We start from the raw sequence: 14881 nt of genomic DNA on the forward strand, positions 1-14881 counted from the left end.
TCCCGCGCCTTACTTCAATGCAGCGTCAGTGATCTCATGGGTCCAGGCGGTGCCCTCCGGCTCCTTAGTGATCGCCGGGTTCTCCGGGCTCACCGCCGAAAGCAGCGTTGCCACCGTCTGCTCATAATCCTCCGGGGCAAGCTCACCGTCGGTCTCGGCCGTCAGCTTGGCAACCTCGGTCATCATGTAGGTCTGGTGAGCCAGCGTCTGCGCGCCGGTGTCATCGTTATCCACAACGATCTGCGCGGCCTCTTCAGGATGCTCCTCGGCATATTTCCAGCCCTTCATCGACGCCCGCACAAAGCGCGCCATCTTGTCCTTGAAGGCCTCGTCCGAAAGGTTTTCTTCCAGCACATAAAGGCCATCTTCCATCATGCCAACGCCCTCCTCGAGGTAGTTGAAGGTCACCAGCTCGTCCTCGGTGATCCCGGCATCCAGCACCTGGCCATATTCATTATAGGTCATCACGCTGATGCAATCGGCCTGCTTTTGCAGCAACGCATCCACGTTGAAGGCCTGCTTTAGCACTTCCACACCATCGTCACCGCCCTCGGTCGGCACACCCAGCTTGGCCATCCACGCAAAGAACGGATACTCGTTGCCAAAGAACCAAACCCCAAGCGTGTGGCCCGGAAAATCGTCCGGCGTGGCAATCCCGCTCTCCTTGAGGCAGGTCAGCTGCATCGCGCCCTTCTTGAAAGGCTGGGCGATGTTCACCAGCGGCACACCCCGCTCCCGCGCGGCGAGGCCCGCGGCCATCCAGGTCACAATCACATCGGCCCCGCCGCCTGCGATCACCTGCTCGGGGGCAATATCCGGGCCGCCGGGCTTGATCGTCACGTTCAGGTCTTCTTCTTCGTAAAAGCCCTTGTCGGCGGCCACATAGTAGCCGGCAAACTGCGCCTGCGTGACCCATTTGAGCTGCAATGTCACATCATCGGCGGCCTGTGCAGCCCCCCCGGCCAGCGCCAGCGCGGCACCCAATACCAGTTTCTTCATCGTCTAACCTCCTTGCAGGTTTTGCGCCTCTCCGGACGCAGATTTTTGGTTCCCCCCATCAAACCCTCTGGCTCGGATGCCAGAAGGTCACGATCTTCTCGATCAGCGCGACCAGCCCATAAAGGGTGGTGCCCACTGCGGCGGCCACGGTGATCTCCGCCCAGACGAGCGGAATGTTCAGGCTCCCCACCCCCGTCGAAATCCGAAAGCCCATGCCCCGGATCGGCGAGCCGAAATATTCTGCCACGATAGCGCCAATCAGCGCCAATGTGGTGGCAATCTTCAACCCGTTGAAAACAAAGGGCATCGCCGCCGGAAGCCGCAGCTTCATCAGGGTTTGCCCATAGGTGGCGCCGTAGGTGCGCATCAGGTCACGCTGCATCGGGTCTGTCTCTTTCAGGCCCTGCACCACGTTCACGAGGACCGGGAAAAACACCATCACCACCACCACCGCGGCTTTGGAATGCCAGTCAAATCCAAACCAGCTTACCAGGATCGGGGCGATGCCAATGATCGGCAGCGCGGCCACAAAGTTGCCAACCGGCAGCAACCCCGCCGTCAAAAAGGCCGAGCGGTCAATCAGCAGCGCCGTCAGAAACCCCACGCTACAGCCGAGCAAATACCCCGTCAGCGCGCCCTTCAGCACCGTTTGCACAAAGTCGACCCATAGCGTGTCGGTCTCATTGGCGAAGGTGGCGGCAATGTCGGTCGGTGCGGGCAGGATCACCGGCGAAACATCAAGCCCCCGCACCAGCCCTTGCCACAGCACCAGCAGGGTAAACCCAAACAGAACCGGCACAAAAATCCGCACAGCGCGCAAGTCTGACCAGCGCGAGCGCGCCAAAATGGTATTCACCCCCCATGCCGCCAGCCAAAAGGCCAAGGCCCCGTAAAGCACCGTCATCGCGCCATCCCCATGCGTTTAAGGACCAGGCCCTGCGCCAGCCCTAGCAGCGTCACCAGAACGCCCGCAAGGATCGCGGCGGCAAACAGCGCCGCCCAGATCGCCAGTGGCGTGCCAAACTGGTCGCCAATCAAAATCCGCGCGCCCAGCCCGCTGATGGCCCCGGTCGGCAACTCGCCCACGATGGTGCCCACCAACGCCGCCGCAATAGCAATCTTGAGCGAGGTGAACAGATAGGGCATCGAGGCGGGCAACCGCAGCTTGAAAAAGCTCGCCGCCACGCCGGCGTTATAGGTTTTCAGCAGGTCCAACTGCTCGGTTCCGGGCGAGTTCAGCCCTTTGACCATGCCAACCAGCACCGGGAAATAGCACAGGTAGGCCGAAATTATCGCCTTTGGCACCGCGCGGCTCTCGATCCCCACCGCGTTTGACAGCACAATAATCATCGGCGCCAGCGCCACGATCGGGATCGTCTGGCTGACAATCGCCCAGGGCATCAGGCTCATCTCCATCACCCGGCTATAGGTGATTGCCACCGCCCCCAGAATCCCGATAAACACCCCCAGCGCAAAGCCCGTCAACGTAGAGCCAAGGGTGATCGCCCCATGGTAAATCAGCGACCTTTTGCTAAAGGCCTTCCCCCGCTGCACCATCGCCCCGGTAGATTTCCAAAGCTCCGAAACCACCTGATGCGGCGCCGGAAGCCGCGGGCGATCTTGCTGCATCGTGGCCTTGAAAAGCTCCCCGGTGGTTAGTGTCTGCTCCGCCCGCGCCGCTTGCTGAAGGGCCCAGGGCGTGTTCATCCGCCAGGAGCCAAGATACCAGATCGCGGTGATGACCAGCAAAACGGTTATAACAGGGAAAGTTTTACGCATTGGTTAATCGACCTATGCGCCAAACGCATGTGTATGGGTTGTGCATGGGATGTGCATCACTTGTGCCCTTTAACTATTTCGACCTTAGTCATCGTAGGAATGCCCCGCTCTCAGCCCTTCACGGACCCGGTGCGCCACTTCAAGAAAGGCTTGCGAGTCTCTGATATCCAACGGCCTTTCCTTTGGGAGAGGGCTTTCTATCACATCCGTTATCCGACCGGGCCTTGGGCTCATCACAACAATTCTGGTTGAGAGATAGACCGCCTCTGGTATGGAATGGGTAACAAATCCAATGGTTTTCCCGGTGCGCGCCCAAAGCGCCAAAAGCTGCTCATTCAGGTGGTCACGAACGATCTCGTCAAGGGCGCCAAAGGGTTCATCCATAAGGAGAATTTCGGCATCAAAGGCCAGTGCGCGGGCAATCGAGGCCCGCTGCTGCATACCGCCTGAGAGCTGCCAGGGGTATTTTCCACCAAAGCCTTCAAGATCAACAAGTTGTAGCACGTTCTTCACGCGTTGCTCTTGCTCGTCGCGCGAAAAGCCCATGATTTCGAGCGGCAGCTTGATGTTTCCCGCAATCGTGCGCCACGGGTAAAGCCCCGCCGCCTGAAAAACATAGCCGTAAGCCCTTGATTTTCTGGCCTGTTCCGGCGTCATCCCGTTCACGGTCAGCGTCCCGCCGGCGGGGGTTTCGAGGGCGGCGATACAGCGTAAAAAAGTGGTTTTGCCACAGCCCGATGGTCCGATGAAGCTCACAAAATCGCCCCGCTGAATGTCCAGCGAAACCCCCTTGAGCGCATGCACCGGCCCATCTGTGGTCTCGAAAGTAAGATCAAGGTTTTCCGCCCTGATAACAGTATCTTCCGACGGGTTCCTAACGTTCTCGTTCACTCAGATCCCCGCCGGAATATACATCGGATCGCGCTCGATCCGCTTTGGTGATGTCAGCTCTTTCCACTTGCTAAGGGCTTGATGCGCCGAAGGAAATGCCGGTCGCGGCACAAACCGACCCCGCCCAGGTTGGGGCTGAGAGTTCTGCCCCCAGGCCCAGATCACCTCGCCACGAGACAGGGTGAAACGGCTTTGCGCCTTCACGTCAAACCCTTCGAAGACGTTGTAATCCAACACAGAATGGTGGTTAGCCTGCGAAATCGTCTTGCTGATTTTCGGGTCCCAAACCACCACATCCGCATCGGCCCCCTCAACGATCGCGCCTTTCTTGGGATAGATGTTCAGGATCTTGGCCACATTGGTCGAGGTTGCCGCGACAAACTCATTCGGCGTCAACCGCCCCGTCTCCACCCCTTCGGTCCAGAGCACCGCAAGCCGCTCTTCCAGCCCGTTGGAACCATTTGGAATCAGGCAGAAATTGTCGACGCCCAGGCGCTTTTGTTCGGTGCTGAAGGCTGCGTGATCTGTCGCCACAACCTGCAAGCTGCCGCTCTGCAAACCGGCCCAAAGGCTTTGCTGGTGGTCCTTGTTTCGGAACGGCGGCGACATTACGCGGCGCGCAGCATGGTCCCAGTCTTTGTTGAAATACTCGGATTCATCCAATGTTAGGAATTGTATGAGAGGTTCACCATATACACGCATCCCCTTCTGCCGCGCCCGCCGGATCGCTTCATGGGACTGCTCACAGGAGACATGCACGATATACAGCGGCACACCCGCCGCATCGGCGATGGTGATGGCGCGATTTGCCGCCTCGCCCTCAAATTCGGGCGGGCGAGAATAGGCGTGGCCTTCGGGCCCGGTGATCCCCTCGGCGAGCATCTGCTCCTGCATGTCGGCCACCAAGTCGCCGTTCTCGGCGTGGACCATCGGCAAGGCCCCAAGTTCCTTGCAACGCTTGAAGGAGGCAAACATCTCGTCGTCCTCGACCATCAGAGAGCCCTTATAGGCCATGAAATGCTTGAATGAGTTCACGCCCATCTCTACGGCGTCTTTCATCTCATTGAAAATCGTTTCGTTCCAACCGGTTATCGCCATATGATAACCGATATCGCAGCATATCTGCGGCGCTGACTTGCGGTGCCACTCATTGATCGCATTCTTGATCGAGCCATCTTCGCCCGGCAAACAGAAGTCGATCAGCATCGTCGTGCCGCCCGCCGCCGCCGCCCATGTGCCCGATTCGAAGGTTTCCGCCGCAGTGGTGCCCATGAAGGGCATCTCAAGGTGCGTGTGGGGATCAATGCCGCCGGGGATCACATAGGCCCTCTCCGCATCGATGTACTCATCCCCTTTCAAGTCTTCACCGATCTGCTTGATGATCTCGTCCTCGATCAGCACATCGGCTTTCCATGTGCGATCAGCGGTACAGACCATACCACCTTTGATGACTTTGCTCATTGGCTAACTCCCCGTGTCAATTGCAAGATTTACTCCCGCTGCGATATCATGGTCCTTCAACAGCAGCTTGATCCCGCGTGTTTTACTGTCCGTACAGATGGTGCCTGCATCCAAGCTACCGTCGATTTATTCTATTGCCAACACATCCTAACCCCCCTCGGCGTGGGGCTAAAGATCATCACAAGACTGGCCCGTGCAGCCCACATCAACCATCAAAAAAGCGAACGTGCTCACCAATTCATCCCCTAGGTCAGGCGCGGTTTTCTACGCAACTTCCGGCCCCTCAAAGTGGGCATGGTCAGCCATGCCGTGCACATAGATTAGAGCGTCGTCCTGGTTGATTGGAAAGCCGCACCTTCATTGGAGCCAGCACGCGTGGATCACGAGTGTTGAGGTAGGTCTCATCACGCCATCCGCCGAAGGGCCTGCCCCGCAGTTCGGCCGGAAAATCAATGACTTCCTCACGCCTCGATCCCTGCGGTTTCGACCACCGCGTGGAACAGCACATCCGCGCCAGCGCTCGCCCATTCCTTGGAAATCTCCTCAGCCTCATTGTGCGAAAGCCCGTCCACGCAAGGGCACATCACCATCGCCGTTGGCGCAACATCGTTGATCCAGCAAGCATCGTGGCCGGCCCCTGATACGATATCCATGTGGCGATAGCCGAGCCGTTCAGCGGCCTTCCGAAGGGCCCCAACGCAGCCCTCGTCGAAGGTGGGCGGATCAAACTGGCCGACGATCTCGGCATCAAACTCCACTCCGATCTCGGCGCAGATTCCGGGGGCCTTTTCCATCAATTCCGCGGCCATTCCCTCAAGCTTTTCAAGGTTGGGGGTGCGGAAATCGATGGTGAAAACAACCTTGCCGGGGATGATATTGCGCGAGTTCGGGTAGACATCGATATGCCCAATCGCCCCCACCGCATTGGGCTGATTTTTCATAGCGATTTCATGCACCAGCTCGGTGATCAGCGCCAGACCGCGGCCTGCATTCTTGCGCATGTGCATCGGAGTGGAGCCGGTGTGGCTTTCCTTGCCGGTGACCGTGCATTCGATCCAGCGCAGCCCTTGGCCATGGGTCACAACGCCAATATCACAGCCCTCGGCTTCAAGGATCGGGCCTTGCTCGATGTGCAGCTCAAAGAAGGCGTGCATCTTGCGATCCCCCACCTTTTCGGGGCCTTTCCAGCCGATCCGCTCCAGCTCATCGCCAAAGCGTTTCCCTCCGGCATCAACCCGGTCATAGGCCCAGTCACGCTCATGGATTCCGGCAAACACGCCCGAGGAAAGCATCGCGGGGGCAAAGCGGGTGCCCTCTTCGTTGGTCCAGTTGGTCACAACGATCGGGTGCCTGGTTTTGATGTCCAAGTCATTGAGAGAACGGATAATTTCAAGCCCGCCAAGCACGCCAAGCACGCCATCATACTTGCCGCCAGTCGGCTGGGTATCAAGGTGGCTGCCCACGTAAACCGGCAGCGCGTCGGGGTCGGTGCCCTCACGGCGGGCAAACATATTGCCCATCTCGTCCACACCCATCGTCATCCCTGCGGCTTCACACCATTTCTGGAACAGGGCGCGGCCTTCGGCGTCTTCGTCGGTCAGGGTCTGGCGATTGTTGCCGCCTGCGATTCCGGGGCCGATCTTGGCCATCTCCATCAGGCTGTCCCACAGCCGATCACCGTTGATCCTAAGGTTTTCTCCTGGGGCGGCCATGGGCGTTCCTTTTGCGCTGGGGGCCACCCTGGGTGGCCGTCTTGCTATTGTGGGGGCCGCCATCAGCTTTGGCGGGTCGCCCCGGAGTTTGGCAGCGGGTGCGCACCCGGCTGATATGGATGTTTGACCATATGGTCAGGATAACGCTACCACTCTCAGGAAGAGGGTCAAGAAAATGCGGGGCAACAGTCGGGTGCATGATTTGAAATTTGGGCACAGACCCCGGATAGCGGCTGGAATTTGGGCGGGATGAAAAGTTTCACGAGTGCGCGGTAGAGCAGACCGCGAGGAAAGGTTGGGAATGGAAGGAAAACCGCAAACGCGAATCCAGCACAAGAACACGGCGGCCATCCTTGATGCGGCGCTTGATGTGTTCTCAAGCCACGGGTTTCGCGGCGCGACGGTGGACCAGATCGCCAAGGCGGCCGGTCTCTCAAAACCCAATCTTCTTTACTACTTCTCCTCAAAGGAGGTGATCCACCGAACCCTCCTCGAAGGGCTGCTTGATACCTGGCTCGCGCCGCTGCATGCCCTTGATTCCCAAGCCGAAGATCCGCTGGAAGAGATCCTCGATTATGCCCGGCGCAAGCTGGAGATGAGCCGCGAGATGCCGCGCGAGAGCCGCCTTTTTGCTAATGAAATCCTGCAAGGGGCGCCCCGTCTGGAGGAGGTGCTGAGCGGCCATCTGAAACCCTTGGTGGATGAAAAGGCGCAGATCATTTCAGGCTGGGTTGCGGCGGGCAAGATCGCGCCGGTTCACCCCTATCACCTGATCTTTTCGATCTGGTCCCTCACCCAGCATTACGCCGATTTTGACATACAGGTGCGCACCGTCCTGCCCGAAAATGAAGCGGCTGACCCCTTCCCGGAGGCCAGCCACCATTTGGAAACCATACTGCGCAAAATGCTGGCGCCCTAGGGTTACTCCGCCGCCGTCACGGCACCGGGGTTGTTGGGGTGGGTTGTCCAGTTGGCATAGTCCGCCTCCACCTTGCGGCCGGTGCGCGGGTCGGTCGTGCCCGGCTCCAGGCGCTCCATGGTGATGCACCCCTCCACCGGGCACACGTTGACACACAGGTTGCAGGCCACGCATTCGGCGTCGATCACCTCAAACACCCGGTCTTCGCTCATCGAGATCGCCTGGTGCGATGTGTCCTCACATGCGGCAAAACAGCGGCCACATTTGATGCAATCGTCCTGGCTGATCCGCGCCTTGGAGATGTAGTTGAGGTTGAGGTGCTGCCAATCGGTGACGTTGGGCACGGCCATGCCGATAAAATCGGCAGTTGAGGTATAGCCCTTCTCGTCCATCCAGCTGGACAGGCCCGAGCACATCTCCTCCACTACCTTGAAGCCATAGGTCATCGCGGCGGTGCACACCTGCACATTGCCGCACCCCAGCGCCATGTATTCCGCCGCATCGCGCCACGTGGTCACGCCGCCGATCCCGCTGATCGGCAGCCCGTGGGTCGCCGGGTTGCGCGCAATTTCAGAAACCATCGACAGCGCAATCGGCTTTACCGCCGGGCCGCAATAGCCCCCGTGCGAGCCCTTGCCATCAATGGTGGGTTCAGGGGCCATGCAATCCAGATCAACGGCGGTGATCGAGTTGATCGTGTTGATGAGCGACACCGCATCGGCGCCGCCCAGCTTGGCGGCTGTCGCCGGTTTGGTGATATCGGTGATGTTGGGGGTGAGCTTCACGATGACAGGTTTTGAGTAGTATTTCTTGCACCACTCAGCGACCATCTGAATGTACTCAGGCACCTGCCCCACCGCCGATCCCATGCCGCGCTCGCTCATCCCATGCGGGCAGCCAAAGTTCAGCTCGATGCCATCCGCGCCGGTTTCCTCCACCAACGGCAGGATCGCCTTCCAGCTCTCCTCATCGCAAGGCACCATGATTGAAACGATCACAGCTCGGTCGGGGTAATCGCGCTTCACGCGGGTGATCTCTTCGAGGTTGGTGTAAAGGTCACGGTCGGTGATCAGCTCGATGTTGTTGAGCCCCAGCAAGCGCCGGTCCGCCCCCCAGATCGCGCCGTAGCGGGGGCCGTTGACGTTAACAACAGGCGGCCCTTCCTCGCCCAGCGTTTTCCACACCACGCCGCCCCAGCCAGCCTCGAAGGCGCGGCGAACGTTGTATTCCTTGTCGGTCGGCGGCGCAGAGGCGAGCCAGAACGGGTTGGGGCTTTTGATGCCCAGAAAGTCGGTTGTGAGGTCGGCCATGGTTCAGCCCTCCATCAACGTGCTGTGAATGTCTTCTGCGGCGTCGCGGCCCTCGGCCACGGCCACCACGGTGAGGTCTTCACCCGGCGTGCAATCCCCCCCGGCCCATACCCCCTTGAGAGAGGTGCGCCCCGGTCCGCTGACGGCAATCTTGCGCCCGTCAAGCTCCAGCCCATCGGGCACCCCATCAAGGCGCTGGCCTATGGCCATGAAAACCTGATCGGCCTTTAGGGTGATGGTTTCACCGGTGGTCGCCAGCCCGCTCGGCCCGCTTTTTGTGCGCTCAAAGGTGATGTCGGTTACCCCGGCGTCGCCATTCACCGCAGAGGGCGCCGCATTGGTGACGACGCGCACGCCCTGTTGGGCGGCATAATCAACCTCGTAATCCGAAGCGCCCATCGCCGCGCGGTCCCGGCGATAAACCATCGAAACAGTCTCCGCGCCGAGTTTGCGGGCCTGCACCGCCGCATCAACCGCCGTCATCCCGCCGCCCACAACAACCACATCACGGCCAACGGGAAGGGCCGCAAGATCATCGCTCTGGCGCAGGCGATCAATGAAATCCACGGCGTCATCGCAATTATCAAGGGTTTCACCGGGAAGGCCGGGACGGTTGACGCCCGCAAGGCCAATGCCAAGGAAAACCGCATCATAACCGTCCTGCAACTCTGCCAGCGTGATGGTTTCGCCAAGCTTGTGGCCGGTCTTGAGGGTGATGCCGCCGATTCCCATCAGCCAATCCACCTCACGGGCCGCAAAATTTTCCACCGATTTGTAAGCGGCGATGCCATATTCATTGAGGCCACCGGGCTTTTTGCGCGCCTCATATAGCGTCACCTCATGGCCTTTCATGGCCAGCCGGTGCGCACAGGCAAGCCCCGCCGGCCCCGCACCAACCACCGCAATCCGCTTTCCGGTGGGTTCGGCGCGGCTGAAGGGGTGCGTATTGCCCGCCATGACCCTATCGGTGCCATAGCGCTGAAGGCGGCCAATCTCGACAGGCTCACCCTCGGCCGCGTTGCGCACGCAGGCCTCTTCGCAAAGCGTTTCGGTGGGGCAGACGCGGGCGCACATACCGCCCAGAATATTCTGGCCCAGAATCGTTTGGCCCGCATCCGCTGGCTTTCCGCCCTGAATCTGCCGGATGAAAAGCGGGATATCAATCGCCGTGGGGCAGGCCGTGATACAGGGGGCATCGTGGCAAAAGTAGCAGCGATCAGCCGCGACAGATGCTTCATGGTCGCCGAGCGGCGCATGCATATCGGTGAAGTTCGCGGCGATCTCCTCGCCCGTCAGTCGGGCGGGCTTCACCCCGTCGGCATAGTGATTTACGGTCATCGTGGCGTCCTTTGCTGCAATGATCGGTGTGCAGGAACGCTGGCACAGGGTCAATTTTTTATCAAATGGTAAATTTCTAAAAATGCGTTTTGCTCTTTCAAAGCGCTTGCGCTTTCACTCGGCTGGCAATCGGCGTATAACCTGCCCATAAATTGTGCCCGGCGTGAACAGGCACAGGCAGAAAGAGGACGGCATGAGTAAGACCCACGATGCAGACGTCGCCTTCATCCAGGCACTGGCCGAGATGTTGGAGGCCAACGATCTTACCGAGCTTCAGGTGAAGCGTGAGTATAGCGAGAATGACAGCCTCAATGTGCGGGTGAGCCGCAAGGGTGAACCGCCCGTCATGCAGATGGCCCCGCCTCCGGCGCCTCACGGGGCGTTCGCCCCGGCACCCGCCGCTCCGGCTCCCGCTGCTGCTGCCGCCCCGTCTGACGACCCGGCCCAACTGCCGGGGGCCGTGACCTCCCCCATGGTTGGCACCGCCTATTTGCAGCCCGAACCCGGCTCTGCCGTCTTCGTGAAGGTTGGCGATAAGGTCGAAGAAGGGCAAACTCTGCTGATCGTCGAGGCGATGAAAACCATGAACCAGATTCCCGCCCCGCATGGGGGGACCGTTAAGCGCATCTTGATCGAAGATGGAGCGCCGGTGGAGTTTGGCGCGCCTCTGATGATCGTCGAGTAAGGGCGCAGGGCATGTTCGACAAGATCCTCATCGCCAACCGGGGCGAGATTGCGCTGCGTGTCGTGCGGGCCTGCCGTGAAATGGGCATTCCCTCTGTTGCGGTTCACTCAACGGCTGATAGTGACGCGATGCACGTTCGCATGGCGGACGAGGCCATTTGTATTGGCCCCCCCTCTTCGACTCAAAGCTACCTCAGCTTTCCCGCCATCATCTCGGCGTGCGAAATTTCCGGCGCGAATGCGATTCACCCCGGCTATGGCTTCCTGTCCGAGAACGCCAATTTCGTGCAGATCGTCGAGGATCATGGCCTCACCTTTATCGGCCCGACCGCCGAACATATCCGGGTGATGGGGGACAAGATCACCGCCAAGGAAACCATGCGAAACCTCGGGGTGCCTTGCGTTCCTGGCTCCGAAGGTGGTGTGCCCGATTATGAAACGGCCAAGGTCGTGGCCGAAGAAATCGGCTACCCGGTCATCATCAAGGCCACCGCTGGCGGCGGCGGGCGCGGCATGAAGCTGGCCAAAACGGCGGCTGATCTTGAAACGGCCTTCCGCACCGCGCGGGCCGAGGGCAAATCGGCCTTTGGCAACGATGAAGTCTACCTTGAGAAATATCTTGGCAAGCCGCGCCATATCGAGGTTCAGGTGTTTGGCGATGGCAAAGGCGGCGCGGTGCATCTGGGTGAGCGTGACTGCTCGCTGCAACGCCGCCACCAGAAGGTTTTTGAAGAGGCCCCCGGCCCCTCAATCACCCCTGAACTGCGCGCCCGGATCGGGAAAACCTGTGCCGATGCTGTGGCCTCGATCAACTACGCGGGCGCCGGGACGATCGAGTTCTTGTACGAGAATGGCGAGTTCTACTTCATCGAAATGAACACCCGCCTTCAGGTGGAACATCCGGTGACGGAACTGGTGTATGGCCAGGACCTCGTGCGCGAACAAATCCGTGTGGCCGCAGGCTTGCCACTGTCGTTCACGCAGGACGAAGTCAAGCTGAACGGTCATTCCATCGAGGTGCGGATCAACGCTGAAAAATTGCCAGACTTCTCGCCCTGCCCCGGCCGGATTACCCAATTTCACGCGCCCGGCGGGCTCGGCGTGCGGATGGATAGCGCCCTTTACGATGGCTATTCGATCCCGCCCTACTACGACAGCCTGATCGGCAAGCTTATCGTCCATGGACGGGATCGCCCCGAAGCGTTGGCCCGGTTGAACCGGGCGCTTGGGGAGTTGATCGTGGATGGGGTTGATACCACGGTGCCGCTGTTCAACGCCCTGCTCCAGGAGCCTGACGTGCAAAGCGGTGACTATGATATCCACTGGCTGGAAGGCTGGCTGGAACACAATTTCCAAGGCTGAAAGCCGGGAACAGCATGGATGAGCTGACCCCCGACCTCCTGCTTCAGGCCTATCGGATGGGCCTCTTCCCCATGTCCGAAGGCGCCGAGGACGAGGAGATCTTTTGGGTCGAGCCACGCCAGCGTGGGATTTTCCCGTTGGACAATTTCCACATTTCCCGCTCCCTCGCCCGCCAGATCCGGCGCGAGGCTTTCACTATTTCGATCAACCGCGACTTTGCAGGCGTTATGCGGGGCTGTGCCGACCGCGAGGAAACATGGATCAACGCGATCATCCTCGATCTCTACCAGCAGCTCCACGAGCGTGGCGATGCCCATTCGCTGGAGGTCTGGGAAGGTGACGAATTGGTGGGTGGTGTCTACGGGGTCGCCCTTGGCGGGGCGTTTTGCGGGGAGAGCATGTTTTCGCGCCGCACAGGGGCCTCAAAAATTGCGCTCGCCTACTTGGTGGATCACCTTCGGCGCAACGGGTTTGCCCTGTTTGACACCCAGTTCCTGACACCCCATCTGGCGCGCCTTGGAGCGATTGAAATCCCCCGCGCCGACTATTTGAAGAGGCTCAGGAACGCGTTGGAATTGCAGGCGGATTTCATCGCCGATTGCCAAATTCCGCCCGGTTACTCAGTGGTGCAGCGCAATACCCAAACATCGTAGCGTTGATGATCCAGAGCGTTCAACGCGGGGGCCGAAGCGTCCATCCAGCCTGTGAACGCCGGCACGCTGGCCCGCTCATCCTCAATCACCAGATAGGCCATAGCCCGCGCGGGCGCACCACTGGGATAGCGGCAGTCCGACAGGGTGATCTGTAGCTTGCCGTAGGCCACGGTTTGGCCGGGGCGAATGGTGATATCGGTGGTTTCGCTCGACACCTTATCAAGCCCACGCAGCACCGCGCCAGTGCCGGTGATGGCCTCTTGAGCCGTGAGCGGCATGGCGAAAAACGCGGCGATGCCAAGGGCTTGCAGCGCGAGCTTCATTCTTCTCCCGATCCGGATACGAAACTTGACAACAACCCAATGAGGCTGATCGCCCCTTGGGTATCCTCAATCTCGCCACCCTCTTCGAGGTTGAAGGGCGATCCGCCGGGGATGATCTCAACATAGTTTCCACCAAGCAGCCCCTCGGAGGAAATGGCAACCGTGCTGTCCTCGGGCAGGTCAACGCCTTCTTCAACGGCGAAGGTCATATCGGCGCGGAAGGTCTGGCGATTGAGATCAAGCTGCTGCACCGCGCCAATCTTCACTCCCGCGAGGCGCACATCGGTGCCCACAGACACACCGTCGGCAGAGCGAAAGCTTGCCGTCAATGAATAGCGCCCACCGCTTGAAACGCCTGCATCGGTAACGCCAGCGGCATACCAAAGGAAGGCTCCGGCAGCGACCAGGACGGCAGCGCCCACCAGCGCTTCTGTGGTGTTTTCTGACATGGCTTACTCGGGGCTCCAGGCCTCATAGTCGGTGCGGCGCGCAGGCTGTGCACGGCGGATCGAGCCAGCGGGCGCATAGGCCAGCGCGGTGCCCGTGTGGTTTTCCTCGTGCGGCTTTTCCCATGGCTTGTGGGTCAGCGGGCGGTCAGCGGGCGAATCGGCATAGGTGTGATGCAGCCAACCGTGCCAATCGGGGCTGATCTTGCTCGCCTCGACCTCACCGTTGAAGATCACCCAGCGGCGGCTGTCATCAGCGTTGCGGTAAAACACATTCCCCGCCTCGTCTTCGCCAACTTTCTTGCCCTTGCGGGCCGTGAAATACTGGGTGCCCAGGGTAGACCCGTGCCACCATGTGAACAGGCGCAGGATGAAGTTCTTGATGCCCATCAGCTCGGCTCCTTGTTTGCATCCCCCGTATGCCCCAGCGGGCAGGCGAGGTCTAGAGTTTCGAGGAAATCATACCGGTATTGATCCCGCCCATTCGCAACTCGCCAAACAGGCGCTGATATTCCATCTTGGGGCAGAGGTTTTGGACCACGGTGACGCCACGCGCCTCGGCCATTTCGGACGCCTCAGGGCTTTCGATGCCGATCTGTAGCCAGAGCGTTTTGAGATCGGGGAAAGCCTCCAGCGCTTCCTTGGCGATGGGCTGCACATGCTCGGAGCGGCGAAAAACATCAACCATATCAACCGGCGCGTCGATCGAGGCCAGATCGGGCATGATGGTTTCGGCAAAAAGCTGCTTGCCTGCGTGGCCGGGGTTCACCGGGATCACCCGATAGCCCTTCAGCGAAAGATAGCGCGCCACGAAGTAGCTGGGGCGCGCTTCGTTCATGGAAACGCCAACACAGGCGATGACCTTTGTTTCGTTGAGGATTTGGCGGAGGAGATCGTCAGGATACGTCATGCTTTCGCTTTACCCGAAAAAAAGCGCCCAGGCCATACAGCCCGAGCGCCAGTCACGGAACGAGGGACAGTGAAGTGAAACGATGGTGTTCCGG

At 59.9% G+C, this 14881-nt stretch carries 16 protein-coding genes; 4 read left to right on the forward strand and 12 right to left on the reverse strand.

What is annotated here, in order from left to right:
- Positions 1 to 9 precede the first annotated feature (9 nt).
- The 6 genes from P1U55_RS03245 to P1U55_RS03270 form a co-directional block, all read right to left on the reverse strand.
- Positions 10 to 999, reverse strand: coding sequence for an ABC transporter substrate-binding protein (locus P1U55_RS03245; RefSeq protein ID WP_301046061.1), 990 nt, complete (start codon positions 997 to 999; stop codon positions 10 to 12).
- Between the two features lie 58 nt (positions 1000 to 1057).
- Positions 1058 to 1903, reverse strand: coding sequence for an ABC transporter permease (locus P1U55_RS03250; RefSeq protein ID WP_301046062.1), 846 nt, complete (start codon positions 1901 to 1903; stop codon positions 1058 to 1060).
- Positions 1900 to 2778, reverse strand: coding sequence for an ABC transporter permease (locus P1U55_RS03255; protein WP_301046063.1), 879 nt, complete (start codon positions 2776 to 2778; stop codon positions 1900 to 1902). Before P1U55_RS03255 ends, P1U55_RS03250 begins: the two co-directional genes overlap by 4 nt.
- Positions 2779 to 2862: 84 nt before the next feature.
- On the reverse strand, positions 2863 to 3669 hold the full coding sequence (locus P1U55_RS03260; RefSeq protein WP_301046064.1) for an ABC transporter ATP-binding protein: 807 nt from the start codon (positions 3667 to 3669) through the stop codon (positions 2863 to 2865).
- Positions 3670 to 5130 carry a dihydropyrimidinase gene (gene hydA / locus P1U55_RS03265; RefSeq protein ID WP_301046066.1) on the reverse strand — a complete coding sequence of 487 codons (1461 nt, stop codon included), beginning with the start codon at positions 5128 to 5130 and terminating at the stop codon, positions 3670 to 3672.
- Positions 5131 to 5591: 461 nt separating this feature from the next.
- On the reverse strand, positions 5592 to 6842 hold the full coding sequence (locus P1U55_RS03270; protein ID WP_301046067.1) for a Zn-dependent hydrolase: 1251 nt from the start codon (positions 6840 to 6842) through the stop codon (positions 5592 to 5594).
- Positions 6843 to 7143: 301 nt separating this feature from the next.
- Between P1U55_RS03270 and P1U55_RS03275 the strand changes: the two genes are divergently transcribed.
- Positions 7144 to 7761: a TetR family transcriptional regulator C-terminal domain-containing protein gene (locus P1U55_RS03275; RefSeq protein WP_301046068.1), complete on the forward strand. Its 618-nt coding sequence runs from the start codon at positions 7144 to 7146 to the stop codon at positions 7759 to 7761.
- Between the two features lie 2 nt (positions 7762 to 7763).
- Here P1U55_RS03275 and preA read toward each other — a convergent pair whose 3' ends face one another.
- Positions 7764 to 9071 (reverse strand): NAD-dependent dihydropyrimidine dehydrogenase subunit PreA, encoded by a 1308-nt coding sequence (gene preA, locus P1U55_RS03280; RefSeq protein WP_301046069.1) that lies wholly within the window; start codon positions 9069 to 9071, stop codon positions 7764 to 7766.
- A gap of 3 nt (positions 9072 to 9074) precedes the next feature.
- Complete coding sequence (locus tag P1U55_RS03285; protein WP_301046070.1) at positions 9075 to 10409, reverse strand: NAD(P)-dependent oxidoreductase; 1335 nt, start codon at positions 10407 to 10409, stop codon at positions 9075 to 9077.
- Positions 10410 to 10602: 193 nt separating this feature from the next.
- Here P1U55_RS03285 and accB point away from each other — a divergent pair, with 193 nt between their 5' ends.
- From accB to aat, 3 genes are read left to right on the forward strand one after another with little or no spacing between them, the layout of a single operon-like run.
- On the forward strand, positions 10603 to 11094 hold the full coding sequence (accB, locus tag P1U55_RS03290; RefSeq protein WP_301046071.1) for an acetyl-CoA carboxylase biotin carboxyl carrier protein: 492 nt from the start codon (positions 10603 to 10605) through the stop codon (positions 11092 to 11094).
- An 11-nt stretch (positions 11095 to 11105) separates the two neighbouring features.
- Positions 11106 to 12455: an acetyl-CoA carboxylase biotin carboxylase subunit gene (gene accC / locus P1U55_RS03295; protein WP_301046072.1), complete on the forward strand. Its 1350-nt coding sequence runs from the start codon at positions 11106 to 11108 to the stop codon at positions 12453 to 12455.
- A gap of 14 nt (positions 12456 to 12469) precedes the next feature.
- On the forward strand, positions 12470 to 13108 hold the full coding sequence (aat, locus tag P1U55_RS03300) for a leucyl/phenylalanyl-tRNA--protein transferase (RefSeq protein WP_301046074.1): 639 nt from the start codon (positions 12470 to 12472) through the stop codon (positions 13106 to 13108).
- On the opposite strand, the gene P1U55_RS03305 is transcribed toward aat, so the two are convergent.
- Genes P1U55_RS03305 through P1U55_RS03320 form a run of 4 tightly spaced genes read right to left on the reverse strand, consistent with a single transcriptional unit; the run spans position 13072 to position 14787 of the window.
- Positions 13072 to 13431: a DUF2155 domain-containing protein gene (locus P1U55_RS03305; RefSeq protein ID WP_301046075.1), complete on the reverse strand. Its 360-nt coding sequence runs from the start codon at positions 13429 to 13431 to the stop codon at positions 13072 to 13074. The two genes, aat and P1U55_RS03305, sit on opposite strands and share 37 nt — an antisense overlap.
- Positions 13428 to 13880, reverse strand: coding sequence for an outer membrane lipid asymmetry maintenance protein MlaD (gene mlaD, locus P1U55_RS03310; RefSeq protein ID WP_301046076.1), 453 nt, complete (start codon positions 13878 to 13880; stop codon positions 13428 to 13430). The genes P1U55_RS03305 and mlaD overlap by 4 nt, the downstream gene beginning before the upstream one ends.
- Before the next feature lie 3 nt (positions 13881 to 13883).
- Positions 13884 to 14267, reverse strand: a complete 384-nt coding sequence (locus P1U55_RS03315) for an NADH:ubiquinone oxidoreductase subunit NDUFA12 (RefSeq protein WP_301046077.1) — start codon at positions 14265 to 14267, stop codon at positions 13884 to 13886.
- Between the two features lie 52 nt (positions 14268 to 14319).
- Positions 14320 to 14787, reverse strand: a complete 468-nt coding sequence (locus tag P1U55_RS03320; protein ID WP_301046078.1) for a CoA-binding protein — start codon at positions 14785 to 14787, stop codon at positions 14320 to 14322.
- Positions 14788 to 14881 lie beyond the last annotated feature (94 nt).

The sequence above is a fragment of the Vannielia sp. genome (assembly GCF_029212645.1).
Classification (GTDB): domain Bacteria; phylum Pseudomonadota; class Alphaproteobacteria; order Rhodobacterales; family Rhodobacteraceae; genus Vannielia.

What these genes read in the sequence shown, in the direction of transcription:
- P1U55_RS03245 (WP_301046061.1), bottom strand. Translation starts at nt 999, where the DNA reads ATGAAGAAACTGGTATTGGGTGCCGCGCTGGCGCTGGCCGGGGGGGCT.
- P1U55_RS03250 (WP_301046062.1), bottom strand. Translation starts at nt 1,903, where the DNA reads ATGACGGTGCTTTACGGGGCCTTGGCCTTTTGGCTGGCGGCATGGGGG.
- P1U55_RS03255 (WP_301046063.1), bottom strand. Translation starts at nt 2,778, where the DNA reads ATGCGTAAAACTTTCCCTGTTATAACCGTTTTGCTGGTCATCACCGCG.
- hydA (WP_301046066.1), bottom strand. Translation starts at nt 5,130, where the DNA reads ATGAGCAAAGTCATCAAAGGTGGTATGGTCTGTACCGCTGATCGCACA.
- P1U55_RS03270 (WP_301046067.1), bottom strand. Translation starts at nt 6,842, where the DNA reads ATGGCCGCCCCAGGAGAAAACCTTAGGATCAACGGTGATCGGCTGTGG.
- P1U55_RS03275 (WP_301046068.1), top strand. Translation starts at nt 7,144, where the DNA reads ATGGAAGGAAAACCGCAAACGCGAATCCAGCACAAGAACACGGCGGCC.
- preA (WP_301046069.1), bottom strand. Translation starts at nt 9,071, where the DNA reads ATGGCCGACCTCACAACCGACTTTCTGGGCATCAAAAGCCCCAACCCG.
- P1U55_RS03285 (WP_301046070.1), bottom strand. Translation starts at nt 10,409, where the DNA reads ATGACCGTAAATCACTATGCCGACGGGGTGAAGCCCGCCCGACTGACG.
- accB (WP_301046071.1), top strand. Translation starts at nt 10,603, where the DNA reads ATGAGTAAGACCCACGATGCAGACGTCGCCTTCATCCAGGCACTGGCC.
- accC (WP_301046072.1), top strand. Translation starts at nt 11,106, where the DNA reads ATGTTCGACAAGATCCTCATCGCCAACCGGGGCGAGATTGCGCTGCGT.
- aat (WP_301046074.1), top strand. Translation starts at nt 12,470, where the DNA reads ATGGATGAGCTGACCCCCGACCTCCTGCTTCAGGCCTATCGGATGGGC.
- P1U55_RS03305 (WP_301046075.1), bottom strand. Translation starts at nt 13,431, where the DNA reads ATGAAGCTCGCGCTGCAAGCCCTTGGCATCGCCGCGTTTTTCGCCATG.
- mlaD (WP_301046076.1), bottom strand. Translation starts at nt 13,880, where the DNA reads ATGTCAGAAAACACCACAGAAGCGCTGGTGGGCGCTGCCGTCCTGGTC.
- P1U55_RS03315 (WP_301046077.1), bottom strand. Translation starts at nt 14,267, where the DNA reads ATGGGCATCAAGAACTTCATCCTGCGCCTGTTCACATGGTGGCACGGG.
- P1U55_RS03320 (WP_301046078.1), bottom strand. Translation starts at nt 14,787, where the DNA reads ATGACGTATCCTGACGATCTCCTCCGCCAAATCCTCAACGAAACAAAG.